This is a genomic window from Tunturiibacter gelidiferens (genome assembly GCF_051013345.1).
Lineage (GTDB): Bacteria > Acidobacteriota > Terriglobia > Terriglobales > Acidobacteriaceae > Edaphobacter > Edaphobacter gelidiferens_A.
In genome coordinates, this window is the sequence record NZ_CP132939.1 from 2,194,871 (window position 1) to 2,208,287 (window position 13,417).

A 13,417-nucleotide genomic window follows, 5' to 3' on the forward strand; every position below is an offset into this window, starting at 1 on the left:
GGCGACACATTACTAATGGGATGGTCCGCCGCCATTACCCAGCAAGCAGTTGGGATATAAGAGGCACACGGAGGAGGCGTCCCATGGAACTACACACGATTGGCATTGACCTCGGCAAGACGGTATTTCATCTTGTTGGCCTTAACCTGCGCGGCGAGGTTGTGGTGCGCAAGAAGTTTTCCCGCAAGCAACTACTGCACTTCACCGCGAACCTACGAGTGGAACGAATCGGCATGGAAGCCTGCGGTGGTTCCCATTTTCTAGGCCGCGCCTTACGAGAGCAGGGGCATGAAGTTCGGCTAATCCCGGCGCAGTATGTGAAGCCGTACGTGAAGACGAACAAGAGCGACTATATCGATGCCGAGGCGATTGCCGAGGCAGTGGGTCGACCCAGGATGCGGTTCGTGCCGATCAAGACCGATGATCAGTTGGATCTTCAGTCCCTGCATCGGGTGCGGGAGCGATGGGTGATGCGTCGCACGGCAGTCGTCAATCAGATTCGCGGCTTGCTGCTGGAACGCGGGATCACGGTGCGGAAGGGACGGTGCCATCTGGATGCCATGTTGCCAGGACTCCTGGAAGACGCCTCGATGAAGCTGTCGGGCTCAGTGCGGTTGCTGTTGGCTCAACTGAAGCTGGAATTGGATCAGTTAGCTATACGGCTGGAAGAGGCCGAGGTGCTGGTTGAGAAGACTGCGCAGGAGAGCGAAGTCTGCCGACGTCTCGATGCGATTCCCGGTATCGGCCCGCTTACAGCAACGGCGCTCATCGCAGCCATTGGCAACGGGGCAGCTTTTCGCAAGGGTCGTGAGTTCGCAGCCTGGGTTGGATTAGTTCCGCGCGAGCACTCAACTGGCGGCAAGCAAAAGCTACTCGGTATTAGCAAGCGCGGGAACTCCTATTTGCGACGGTTGTTTGTACAAGGGGCACGAGCAGTCCTGCAGTTTCGAGACAAGCAGTCTCCTGGCCTGAGTGCGTGGTTGGCACAGCTTACTTCGCGCCCTCACTACAACGTCGCAGGTGTCGCTTTGGCGAACAAGCTGGCGCGCATGGCGTGGGCCGTGCTTGCGAAGGGCGAAGTCTATCGGCCTCCTTTGCTTGCCGGCAGCGGTTCAGCTCCTCTGGCCTGCAGATGACGCCCGGCTAAACCTGGCTTGGAAATCGCGTATGCGATTCCCACAACCCCAGCCCAGCTACTACTACGCACTTATATTTTCCTGCCAGGTCTGCTGGCGAACAATGAGATGGCACAACGGTCGAACCCGGCGCTCTAAAAACCCGTAACCGGAAGAAGCCCTTCAAGTCTGCATTACTAATGGGGACAAGAGCGCAGCGCATTCCATCCTGGCCAGGAGCTACTGCTCCAACGAAGGCCGCATACATTTGCGCAGACCAACCTGTCACTCTCACTTTTCACTTGCGACAAGGCGGCGGACCATACATTCCGGTTTGCCGACACATGGAGACAACGGCGCATACCGTCGGCCTCGATGGCCGCAGATTAGCCCGCACGAAGGCGCGGCCCAGCCGGCACTTCGCATGGAAGAGCTGGTTTCGCGAACTAAAGCAATTTGACCAACGCGGCGATGGCGCCAAACACACTAGTCGCTGCGACAGCAGACGTTTTTACCCATCCCATTGCGGACTCTAATCCCTTAGCCCACTGCGGATCCTCTCCGAACTTCTCTTCAATTTGTTTCCTAAGGACGCTCAACATCTCGCCATTGGTCCGGTCAGTTTTGCACATGTTGTCGATCATGGTAGCGACCTTAGCGAAAAACTGTTCCAGATCATCGTCCTTGGGTTCGCCAGAGGGGAAAATATCCCTGAGCTGGAGTATCAACGTCTCCTTGCGCTCCTTAGGATCAGTGAAGAAAATAATTGCTGGAATGTCGTCGGCACCTGCTCCTAGATAGCGCGCGATTTCATAAACGCTCTCCGGTTTGAACTTTGGTTCCTCCTCAGGCGTCCGACCAGGGATTTCGACTATCGCAACGAGCCAGTTGGGGCCTGTCTGCTTGCGGAACTGGTCAAAATGCTTCCACACATATTCGTGCAATCGCCTGTTTAAACCCTCCGTCCGCGTGTAAAGCAATACACTGTACACCGCGAATGTGTTGTCACCATACATGTAGCTAACGCCGTTCTCCAGCAGATCCTGCAAATCACTCAGATTGCCAATTGGTTGCGACATTTCGTCGATCCTCACACCCCTTCACGGCCCCGCGTTGCCGTCGTGACGGCACAATTATGCGCCAAAACCCTAACCAGCGACATCCACGAATTTCAGTTGTCGATAGATCATCGATGCACTCGTGGTGTCCAGTTATAGAGATCCGATTTGAGTTATTGGCGGATCACGGTAAACCGGAAGCAATTCAACAGTGCCGGCAGAGTCGCATTTTCGGCAACCTCAGTCATCCACTACAAACCTGCTGGATCTAATGCCTGGCACGAATCCAATCGTCAGTCGCATCGCCACTGTGTTATTCTTATTTCGTACTCTGACTAAAAGGAGTACGGGCATCGCAGGCAAAGACTCTTCATGGAATTCGGAGTTTGGCCAGAGACTGCGATTCGCTTCATCCCACCGCATACCTTCCGCACGTTGGAAGTCGCGCTGGTTGCTCTGGCTGGAAGACCCGTCAACGGACGAGTCTCGCCGTGCAGCAGCAGCGCTTCGATTCCCGACAGCAATGCTGACTAATTGAAATCCATGATGCCATGCTGGCATCCCTGCACCACTATGCGCTTTATAACGCCCTTTCTTCGGGCCACTAGACAGGAAAAATTTTGACCTCCGCAACTTTAGAACAGAACGACCAGATCTCTCAAAACCAGCAGAACCCCAATCCCCAAGCCAACACAGCCGTCGCGAATCCCGCAGGCCTTCCTCTCGTTGAGGATGTTCGCTTCACCGACTTCAACATCTCCGACTCCCTCAAGAACCGTCTCACCAGCGCCGGCTTCACGATGCCGACCCCGGTTCAGGCCAAGGCCATTCCGCCTGCGCTCGAAGGCTCCGACATCCTCGCCACCGCCTCTACCGGCACCGGTAAGACCCTCAGCTTCCTCATCCCGATGATCCAGCGCATGGACGCGAACTCGGTCCCCAGCACCAAGGGCAAGCGTGGTCCCATCCGAGCCCTCATCCTGCTGCCGACCCGCGAGCTCGCCATGCAGGTCCTCGAGGCCTACTGGAAGCTCGTCCCGGGCTCGAAGAACGACGCAGTCCTGGTCTGCGGCGGCCTCTCCGAGAACAACCAGCTCGATCAGCTCGACCGCGGCCCTCGTCTCGTCGTCGCCACTCCTGGCCGCCTCGAAGACTTCCTCCGCCGTCGCGAGATCAACATCAACGCGGTCGAGATGCTCGTCCTCGACGAAGTCGATCGCATGCTCGACATGGGCTTCCTTCCCGCCATCCGCCGCATCGTCGGCGCACTGCCGAAGACCCGACAGACCATGTGCTACTCCGCGACCCTCGACGCGAACATCCGCGAGATCGTCCGCGACTATGTCAACAAACCAGTCCGCATCGAGATCGGCACCACCTCGAAGCCGTCCGACCGAGTCGAACTCCGCGTCTACACCGTCATGCAGGACCAGAAGCTCGGCCTGCTTGACCAGATGCTGAAGCAGGAAGAGGGAACGTTCCTCGTCTTCTCGCGCACCAAGCACGGCGCCGACCGCATCTCGAAGAAACTCGAGAAGCTAGGCCATGACGCAGATGTCATCCACGGCGATCGCAGCCAGTCTCAGCGCACTGCCGCTCTCAAGGGCTTTGCCAACGGCCGTCACCGCGTCCTCGTCGCTACCGACGTGGCCGCTCGCGGCATCGACGTGCAGGACATCGCCCATGTAGTCAACTACGACCTGCCCAACGCCTCCGACGACTTCGTTCACCGCATCGGCCGCACCGGCCGCGCCGGCAAGAAAGGCGTAGCCACCACCTTCGTCATGCCGCAGGAACGTCACGATGCCCGCAAGCTCGAGCGCGAACTAAAGATAAAGTTTGAGTGGCGCGAAGCCGATAAGAACCTTGAGAAGGAAGTCCGCAACGCACCCCTCGACACAACAGCTCAGGGACAGGACCTCATGCAGCTTGAAACTCGCTCCTGGAAGGGCAACGACCCGGTCACACCGATGACGACGCCCAGCGCCAACTACGGCGGCAACAAGAGTGGATTCCGCAGCCGCAGCGGTGGCGGAGGCTTCTCTGGTGGACGCAACTCCGGTGGCCGTGGTCCCGGTGGTCGCCCCAGCAGCAACAGCCGCCCCGGCAGCAGCCGCTCCGGCCCAGCCCGCCGCGGTCAGTAACTTCGGCACTCAGACACAAAAGACGCTCCGCTCTGCCAGCCAACCCGCCGCAGAGCGGAGCGTTCGTCTTTCCATCCTGCAGCTCCATCGGATCAAACTATTTCAGCCAATATTCCCAACCTTACAGAGTTCAGCGAAATCGTCGGCAACGACAAAAACTTCGTCCTGCGCATCGTCCAACCCGGTCTGGCCGGCCTCATGGACGGTTCTGTCTCCACCCTCGCGCCCATCTTCGCCACCGCCTTCGCCACCCACAACTCGCGCACTGTCTTCCTCATCGGCGCGGCATCCGCGGTCGGCGCGGGCATCTCGATGGCCTTCTCCGAGGGTCTCTCCGACGACGGCGAGCTCACCGGCCGCGGCAACCCTATCTTTCGCGGCCTCGTCACCGGCCTCATGACCTTCATCGGCGGCTTCCTTCACACGCTCCCGTTTCTTATCGGCAACGTCCACACCGCCCTCACCTGGGCCTACGCGGTCGTCGGGGTCGAGCTGGTCGTCATCGCCCTCATCCGCCATCGTTACTTCAAGACCAGCTTCGCGCTCTCCTGCCTTCAGGTCATCGTTGGCGGTGGGCTGGTCTTCGCCGCCGGTGTCCTCATCGGCCAGTCCTGAACCACCGCCTTCACTAGGGACCGCCTCGAACTCTTGGTATCCTCGGATAGCAAAGCTGCACGCCGTTCCACGGAACTCCTTCTCCCACCTCTCGAATCGGATCCGCCAAGCAGTTCGGGGATGTAATGAAACTTCGCCGCATCACAACCCACGGAAACTGGATCCCTGAGATTGACGGCCTCCGTTTCGTCGCCATCGCAGCCACCTTGTTTGTCCATATTCTGTCCGAAATGGTGAATCGCAGCGGTCAAACCTTCTCCGCACTCGCCCAGAGAAATGTTCCTGAACTCATCGAACGCGGCGGTCGCGGCGTCCTTCTCTTCTTTGCCATCAGCGGCTTCATTCTCGCGCAGCCTTTTCTTCGTCAACATCTCCTCCACGGTCAGCCCGTCTCGATTAAAGCCTTCTTCAAACGCCGCCTCACCCGGCTTGAGCCGCCCTACATCCTTTGCCTTCTCCTCTACGCTTTCGTCCTGGCCATCTACGAGCACCACCTCTTCCCGCTTCTCCTGCCCCTGATCGCTCACATCTTCTATCTGCACAACTTCACCAGCCTGCCGCCCATCAACTTCGTTACCTGGAGCCTCGAGGTCGAGGTGCAGTTCTACATCCTCGCCCCCGTTCTCGGACTCCTCTACGCCATCTCCTCCACCCTCGTCCGCCGCTGCGCCCTCGTCTCACTCATCGCCGCCAGCACCGCCTTCCAATACCTCACCCACGGCACCGCCTCCTGGAACCTTCCCGGCCAGCTCCAGTTCTTTCTCGTCGGCTTTCTCCTGGCCGACCTCCGCGCCACCCGCACCGAATCCACCATCAGCCGCTGGTGGGACCTCATCAGTGTGGTCGTCTGGGTCGCCATCTTCGCCCTGCCCACCTCCTACACCTCCCTCTGCCTCCCTCTTCTCATCCTTCTCGCCTACCTCGCTACCTTCAACGGCCCCGCCAGCCGCCAGATCTTCCGCACCCCATGGATCGCCCTCACCGGTGGCATGTGCTACTCGTTCTATCTCATGCACATGATGGTTATCTCCATCGCATTCCGCCTCACCCGCAGGCTCCTCATCCCATCGAGCCTTCCCCTCAGCTTTCTCATTCAGACTATCCTCCTCGGCGCCTGCATCTATCTCTTCTGCACCGCCTACTTCATCCTCATCGAGCGGCCCTGCATGGACCCCAAATGGCCCCGCAAGCTCGCCTCAAAGCTCTCCAGTCTAAGCCGTCCGCGTAAGTCCGCGTCGTCGAAACCAGCGTCGAAAACCGCTAAATCTCATCCAATCTTCATGTATTCGCCAAAGCGGTGAATATTCACGCCCAAAACGCGAAAATTGCTGCATTCCCCAGCTAAAATGAAAGTAATACCATGATCTCAGTATCCAACGTCACTATGCGCTATGGCTCGAAGCTCCTCTTCGAGGATGTTTCAGTCACCTTCACCACAGGCCGTCGCTACGGCCTCACCGGCCCCAACGGCGCCGGCAAATCCACCTTCATGAAGTGCCTCACCGGCGAGATTGACCCCCAGAAGGGCACCGTCGTCCGCCCGAAAAAGATCGGCGTCCTCTCCCAGGACCAGTACGCCTTCGACGCCTACCGTGTCATCGACACCGTGATCATGGGCAACAAGGGCCTCTGGGCCGCTCTCGAAGAGCGCGAGATCATCTACGCCAAGCCTGAGATGACCGACGAAGACGGCTCCCGTCTCGGAGAACTCGAAGGCATCGTCGGTGACGAAGACGGCTACGAAGCTGAGTCCAACGCCGCCGTTCTCCTCCAGGGCCTCGATATCCCCGATGAGCTCCACGAGCGCAAGATGTCCGAGCTGCAGGGCGGCCAGAAAGTCCGCGTCCTCCTCGCTCAAGCCCTCTTTGGCAGCCCCCAGGCCCTGCTCCTCGACGAGCCCACCAACTACCTCGACCTCGAGTCCATCCACTGGCTCCAGGACTTCCTCACCCGCTACAACGGCACCGTCATCACCATCTCGCACGACCGCCACTTCCTCAACAACGTCTGCACCCACATCGCCGACATCGACTACGAGACCATCATCACCTACAACGGCGGCTACGACGACATGGTCCTCCAGAAGACCAGTATCCGAACCCGCATCGAAAGCCAGAACGAGCAGCGTGAAAAGAAGATCGCCCAGCTCAACGACTTCATCGCCCGCTTCTCTGCCGGCACCCGCTCCTCGCAGGTGAACTCCCGCAAAAAGAAGTAGAGCGCCTCGCGACCTCCGAACTAGCCCGCTCCAACATCGCCCGTCCCTTCATCAGCTTCAAGATGGAGCGCCCCTCCGGCAAGAACGTCCTCGAGTTCGAGCGGGTGAACAAGTCCTACGAGCAAAAGGACGGCAAGACCGAGCACGTCATCAAAAACTTCACCGCCTCCGTCACTCGCGGTGACAAAGTCATCCTGATGGGCCGCAACGGCCAGGGCAAAACCACCCTCCTCAAAGCCCTGCTCGCCAACGGCCCCGGCATCGAAGAGCTCGGGTTCGAAGACAAGTCCGTCTCCATCGACTCCGGCACCGTCAAATGGGGCCACGAGGTCTCCATCGGCTACTTCGCGCAGGACCACAAGGGCAGCATCCAGCTTGGTATGACAGCCTCCGACTGGCTCCACCAGTTCGACCCGCAAGCCACCAAGGAAGACATCCGCGGCATCCTCGGCCAGATGCTCTTCAAGGGCGAAGAGGGCCTCAAGAAGACCGACGCTCTCTCCGGTGGCGAAGCCGCCCGCCTCCTCTTCTGCAAGATCATGCTGCAGAAGCCCAACGTCCTCGTCCTCGACGAACCGACGAACCACCTTGACCTCGAGAGCATCAACGCCCTCAACCAGGCCATCCAGAAGTATGAAGGCACCGTCTTCCTCGTCACTCACGACCAGGACCTCATCGAAGAGGCTGGCACCCGCATATGGCACTTCGAAGGCGGCCCCACCGACTTCCACATCACCGACCACAAAGGCCCCTACGAGGAATACCAGCAACAACTGGCCATCGCCGCAAAATAGTCCAAAATAAGTTACAAATAAGGCCCGGCTCGCGAATCATGGCGAGCCGGGCCTTTCTTCACCCCTCCAGCGCATGCTTGATCATCTCGCGCAACCCGAAGACACCATTCACCTTCAACGTCGTCGGCTCCCACAACGGGTCCAGGCTTATGTAGGAACTCGAATCCGCCAGCAGCAATCCAACAAATGTTTCGGCGACGATACGTCCTCCTACTGGGCCAAGCTTTCTCGTCGTAATGGCCTTGTCTCCCTGCAGTGTCTTCACGGTAACTTTGCTCTCAATAGTCTCGGCCAGCACATAAGTCCATAGTGGGCAGTTTCCGACAAAGCCCTTCCCATCACCGACCGTCGCGACGCTCTTCGCAACAATATCCGCCGGATCCCCGGTGAACTTACCAATCACGATCTTGTCGTCAGGCAGCGGAATCAAGCCCATCGCCCTGGCAACATCCTGCCCGCTCGGCAGCCTCATCCTCCACCCGCGCTCCAGATTTCGCGCTGCGAGAACACTCGGATTGACCGCAATCGAAGCCGGCAGCACGCCAAGAGGATTCACCAGCGACGTATCGATCTTGTACGCCAGTTGCAGCCTGTTCTGGTTCTTCGGATCGGTCTGGCTCGGATTGGGCACCAGCGTTCCATAGTCCAACGGCACCAGGTCGATGTACCGTCTCCAGTCCAGCGCCCAATTCGACGGAGGAGCCTGAAACCCCCGCAGGTCCTGGGCGTTTTTACCCAACTTGAAGATTGGTTGCGGCCCCACCGTCGTATTCACTCGATACCCCGGCCGTATCATCGAGTGGCCAAACCTGTAAGCCGCCGCAGAAAACTCCAACGGCATAAACGCTTCATTTTTGAAGTGGAAGAACTTCAGATTAACCTTGCTCACTATCGGATTCTTACTCTTGTCGAGCGGCAGCACCCCTCCAGCACGTCCTTATCGATGATCGTCGGCAAAAAATCATGAATCAGGATCCACTGATAGTGGAATCGCACCATCTGCTGAATCTGCGGAAACGTCAGCGTCGGATTGTCCTTGACGATCTTGTTGTGAAAGCGATGCCACAACCCCTGCAGCTGCGACACGATCTTGTTCTCATCGTTGCGAGGGTCCCCAATCAGCGCTCGCGCCGGCGTCTGCGAGTTACGCTGCAGATCGTGCGCATTCGCATTGACCTCCGGCGCGCCGGTCATCGGATTCCCCAGCACAAAACTCTTGCCGTCGTCCGTATACATATACGGCTGGTCGTCCGGCCCCCGCCCGTAGATGTTGTCCAAGTCGAACCGCGGCGTTCGATAGTCCTCAAGCGCGTCCGGATCGTTCTGCTTCTGCAGGCTGCTTGCCGGATCGAAGGTTAGATCGTGGTCGATGAACTGTCCGAAGTAGGTATACGCCGCAGGAATTCCGCTCTCTTCGCTATCCGGCCCATCCTTCGGGTCTTGCGGATCGGCAACCGAAGTCATCGCATTGGCCAGGTCTTCCAGATTCTTGAGACTCGTCGCGTCATCCGGTCCAAAGTCGGCCGGCGGCACCGCTCGAAAGATTCGGCCGAACGGCCCGCCAAACAGCAGAGATCCTCGTGACAGATTTGCTCCGCGTACCCCTCCATGGGGGCGAAAGATCTTAGGTGATTGCATGGTTTCTCCTTCACTTCATTCCGTCTAAACTCTGCGCACTCGGCCACCTGCTTCGCGATCACCGGCAGAGCCGGCGCGAACAGGTGCGAACCAGTAACTAACAGGGCCCACATCACCAGAAGAAGAGGAGCAGCGTTCGATTGTAGATTGGGAGGGCCAAGATCCCGGCGGCTTGTACGAGTCCAGCCACCCTACGGAACGACTCAAAATATCACAAATAGAGTTATCCCAGAAAGAACTCATGACACCGGGTCATAGCGCCTCTTCCCCCTGGAAAGGTGGGATACTAACGTCTGAGAGATTTTCATCGCCATGCCCACCGTAGAGCCCATCAAAAACCGCGGCAAAAACGTTCTCGGCCAGCCCCTTGATATCTGCGGCTGCGAACCCATGACCGGCTTCTACCGCACCGGCTGCTGCGAGACCGGCCCTGACGACCACGGCGTCCACACCATCTGCTGCGTCGTCGACGCACCCTTCCTGGAAGCGTCCAGGGCTCTCGGCAACGACCTCAGCACACCCATGCCGCAATTTGGCTTTGAAGGCCTCAAACCCGGCGACCGCTGGTGTGTCTGTGCCGCCCGCTGGCTGCAGGTTCAACAGGCCGGAGCAGCCTGCCCCATCATTCTCGAAGCCACCCACGAGAATACCCTCAAAATCGTCCCCTTCGAGCTCCTGATTCAGTACGCGGTCATCCCCAGCCAGCTCCACTAGGCCACTTTTCTTCCCACACAAAAACACCGCCGAATATGTCAGGCTCCTGGTAAAAAGTTGACCGACGACACATTTGGTAGGCCGGCGCCAACTCCGACGTTCGAAACGCCACTTGACAGTCCCTACCGCAAGGCCTGACTGTTTTAAGTACTACGACAAAGTCATCTTAGGTTGCACGCGAACGTCTCCGGAAGACACGAAACCCGGATTCCAATAGCCGCTAACCCTTCACACACCGTTCTTTGTAATCGGTGTTTTCAGGAGCCAGTACATATGAAACTTCCCTCCGTCTCTAACGGTTTGCTCGCGTGTGTCGCAGCAGCCCTCCTCCTCGCGTCCTTTAGCTATCCCATCGCCGCTCAGACCGCCGCAGTCGGCAACATCGCCGGCGCGGTCACCGACACCTCAGGAGCCGCCGTCCCGGGCGCCGCTGTCGTCGTCACCAACGTCGACACTGGTGTCTCCCGCACCATCACCACCGGCTCCGATGGCTCCTACAGCGCCACCTTCCTCCAGCCCGGCCACTACGAGGTCGTCATCGGCGGTGGCGGCTTCGGCAAGATCGACCGCAAGAATCTCACCGTCACCGTCGGTCAGGTCCTCACCGTCGATGCCGCTCTGCCCACCGCCTCCGTCTCCACAGAGGTTCAGGTCTCGACCGAGTCCCCAATCATCGACACCGACAAAAATCAGATCTCGCAGACCATCGACCAGCACCTGATCTCCAACCTCCCGGTCAACGGCCGCCGTTGGGATAACTTCGTGCTCGCCACCCCAAACGTAGCTCCCGATGGCAACACCGGCCTCATCAGCTACCGCGGCGTCTCCGGCCTCTACAACACCAACCTCGTCGACGGCGCCAACAACCAGCAGGCCTTCTTCTCGGAAGCGCGTGGTCGCTCCATCGGCGCCCCCTACGTCTATCCGCTCGAATCCATTCAAGAGTTCCAGTCCAGCGTCAGCGGCTACTCGGCCGAGCTAGGTCAGGCCGCAGGCGGCATCGTCAACGCAATCACCAAGTCAGGAACCAATCAGTTTCACGGCGACGTCTTCGAGTACTACCGCACTCCCGGCTGGAACGCTCTCGACCCGCTGAACAAATACAACGGCAACCTCACCCACAATCCCTTCCTCCTCAACCAGCCGGTGAAGACTCAGAACCAGTTCGGCGCCTCGGTCGGCGGCCCCATCCTCAAAGACAAGCTCTTCTTCCACTTCACCTACGACGGCTACCGCAAGGTCAACCCCATCACCTATCTCTCCACCTACAACTCCGCGACCACCAGCGTCGCCAACCTCGCTCACCTCTGCGATGGCGGCACCACGTACGTCTCGGACGCAGGAAACATATACCCCACTACCATCACTGGCGTCAGCCCGACCCAGTGTTCGCAGGCAGTCACCTTCATCCAGAGCAAGCTCCTCGGCTCCTTCGCGCGCAACACCACACAGGACATTTACTTCCCGCGCCTGGACTACCAGCTCAACTCGAAGACCCACCTCTCAGCCAGCTTCCTCTTCGAAAACTTCAAGCAGCCCAACGGCTACAACACCTCCACCACCGTCAACAACGGCTCGGTCACCCAGAACGGCGGCGTCAACTTCCATCAGCGCTACGTCGTAGCCAACGCCGAGACGGCACTCACCTCCAACTCCGCTAACGTGGTCCACTTCCAATGGTCGCGCGACCTTGAAACCGCCAGCACCAACTCCGGTGGTCCCGCCATGAACATTGGCAGCTCCACCGTCGGCGTCGCCGCCTACGGCGAAACCTCCGCCCTTCCCCGCGGAGCCTTCCCCGACGAGCACCGCATCCAGATCACCGACATCTACTCCACCATCTTCGGCAAGCACTCCGTCAAACTCGGCGTAGACGTCAATCTCATCCACGAGCAGATCGCCAACCTCTTCGGCGGCGACGGCAGCTTCACCTACTCCACCGGTACCGTCGAGGCCGAATTCGCCAACTGGATCCAGGACGTCTACCAGGTCAACGGTGGCCGGCACTACAGCTCGTTCTCTCAGACCACGGACCCCATCACCGGCATCGGTGCAGACGACTTCTGGAACAAGAACCTCGATATCTTCCTCGAGGACGACTGGAAGGTCACGCCCAAGCTCCTCCTCTCGCTCGGTGCGCGCTACGACGTCCAACTCGTCCCTCAGCCCGACCGTCCCAACACGACCAGCACCCCGGCCTTCAACGCCACCTCGGTCATCAACACCGACTACCACATGGCCGCCCCGCGCATCGGCTTCGCCTGGAGTCCCCACGAGGGAACCGTCGTCCGCGGCGGATACGGCCTCTTCTTCGGCCTCACCTCCAACTCCACCTGGTACACCCTCCGCCGCGAAAACGGCGTCTACCAGCAGCAGTTCAGCACCCGCACCTACAGCCCCAGCGGCACCTACAGCGCCATCACCGGCGCCCCTACGGGTAGTCCAAACCGTAAGTTCAACGGAAACTCCGGCGCAGTTTACGATAGCTACGCACCGCAGGGCGGCATCCCAGCCTTCACGCCCCCGGACCAGCCCCCATCAACCAGGTCACCGGAGCGCCAACGCCCGCCTTCAACCCCGGGCTACCCGCATCCACCCTCAACGTCCGTGGCGCGTCCCCCAACTTCCTCAACCCCTTCACCCACTCCTACGATCTGGCAGTCGAGCAGCAGCTTCCACTCCACTCCACCCTCTCCATCGGCTACGTCGGAACCCGCGGCATGCGTCTTCCCATCTTCGTCGACACCAACGTGGACCCCGTCAACGGCGTCATCTCGAACCGCCCCTACTACTCCTCCAGCGCATCGGGCATCACCCCCATCATCGTCCCCATCTACACCAAGCGCCTCTCCACCGCCACTGGCTCCATCCTCACCGGCGAATCAGACGTCAACAGCTGGTATCACTCCATGGCCGTCTCGGTTCGCAAGCCCCTCAGTTACGGCGTCGAGGTCCTCGCCAACTACACCTGGGCCAAAACCATGGACGGCGGCCAGTCCGGCGCACCTAACGGCACCTTCAACGGCACCGACGCTCCTCTGATCCCCTTCGCCGAAGGTCACCGCCAGGGACGCGGCGCAGAGTACGCCCGCTCCGACATCGATCAGCGCGGCCGCTTCGT

Annotated in this window: 10 protein-coding genes and 1 pseudogene; 8 read left to right on the forward strand and 3 right to left on the reverse strand. The window is 59.4% G+C overall.

Features of this window, described 5'->3' with window-relative positions; all coding sequences use genetic code 11:
- Positions 1-83: 83 nt before the first annotated feature.
- On the forward strand, positions 84-1,136 hold the full coding sequence (locus RBB80_RS10860) for an IS110 family transposase (protein ID WP_433968192.1): 1,053 nt from the start codon (positions 84-86) through the stop codon (positions 1,134-1,136).
- 425 nt (positions 1,137-1,561) lie between these two features.
- On the opposite strand, the gene RBB80_RS10865 is transcribed toward RBB80_RS10860, so the two are convergent.
- Positions 1,562-2,194, reverse strand: coding sequence for a hypothetical protein (locus RBB80_RS10865; protein WP_433968193.1), 633 nt, complete (start codon positions 2,192-2,194; stop codon positions 1,562-1,564).
- A 351-nt stretch (positions 2,195-2,545) separates the two neighbouring features.
- On the opposite strand from RBB80_RS10865, the gene RBB80_RS10870 reads away from it, so the two are divergent.
- From RBB80_RS10870 to RBB80_RS10890, 5 genes and pseudogenes are all read left to right on the forward strand, one after another.
- Positions 2,546-2,707, forward strand: coding sequence for a hypothetical protein (locus RBB80_RS10870; RefSeq protein WP_433968194.1), 162 nt, complete (start codon positions 2,546-2,548; stop codon positions 2,705-2,707).
- Between the two features lie 86 nt (positions 2,708-2,793).
- Positions 2,794-4,317, forward strand: coding sequence for a DEAD/DEAH box helicase (locus RBB80_RS10875; RefSeq protein ID WP_433968195.1), 1,524 nt, complete (start codon positions 2,794-2,796; stop codon positions 4,315-4,317).
- Positions 4,318-4,515: 198 nt separating this feature from the next.
- Positions 4,516-4,932 carry a VIT1/CCC1 transporter family protein gene (locus tag RBB80_RS10880; protein ID WP_433968196.1) on the forward strand — a complete coding sequence of 139 codons (417 nt, stop codon included), beginning with the start codon at positions 4,516-4,518 and terminating at the stop codon, positions 4,930-4,932.
- A 125-nt stretch (positions 4,933-5,057) separates the two neighbouring features.
- Positions 5,058-6,233: an acyltransferase family protein gene (locus RBB80_RS10885; RefSeq protein ID WP_433968197.1), complete on the forward strand. Its 1,176-nt coding sequence runs from the start codon at positions 5,058-5,060 to the stop codon at positions 6,231-6,233.
- Positions 6,234-6,292: 59 nt separating this feature from the next.
- A pseudogene (locus RBB80_RS10890) lies at positions 6,293-7,944 on the forward strand (ABC-F family ATP-binding cassette domain-containing protein).
- A 58-nt stretch (positions 7,945-8,002) separates the two neighbouring features.
- Here RBB80_RS10890 and RBB80_RS10895 read toward each other — a convergent pair.
- On the reverse strand, positions 8,003-8,833 hold the full coding sequence (locus RBB80_RS10895) for a hypothetical protein (protein WP_433968198.1): 831 nt from the start codon (positions 8,831-8,833) through the stop codon (positions 8,003-8,005).
- Positions 8,833-9,582: a hypothetical protein gene (locus RBB80_RS10900; protein ID WP_433968199.1), complete on the reverse strand. Its 750-nt coding sequence runs from the start codon at positions 9,580-9,582 to the stop codon at positions 8,833-8,835. Before RBB80_RS10900 ends, RBB80_RS10895 begins: the two co-directional genes overlap by 1 nt.
- A gap of 312 nt (positions 9,583-9,894) precedes the next feature.
- Between RBB80_RS10900 and RBB80_RS10905 the strand changes: the two genes are divergently transcribed.
- Complete coding sequence (locus tag RBB80_RS10905; protein WP_433968200.1) at positions 9,895-10,296, forward strand: DUF2237 family protein; 402 nt, start codon at positions 9,895-9,897, stop codon at positions 10,294-10,296.
- Positions 10,297-10,569: 273 nt separating this feature from the next.
- Positions 10,570-13,338 (forward strand): carboxypeptidase regulatory-like domain-containing protein, encoded by a 2,769-nt coding sequence (locus tag RBB80_RS10910; RefSeq protein ID WP_433968201.1) that lies wholly within the window; start codon positions 10,570-10,572, stop codon positions 13,336-13,338.
- The last annotated feature ends 79 nt before the right edge of the window (positions 13,339-13,417 follow it).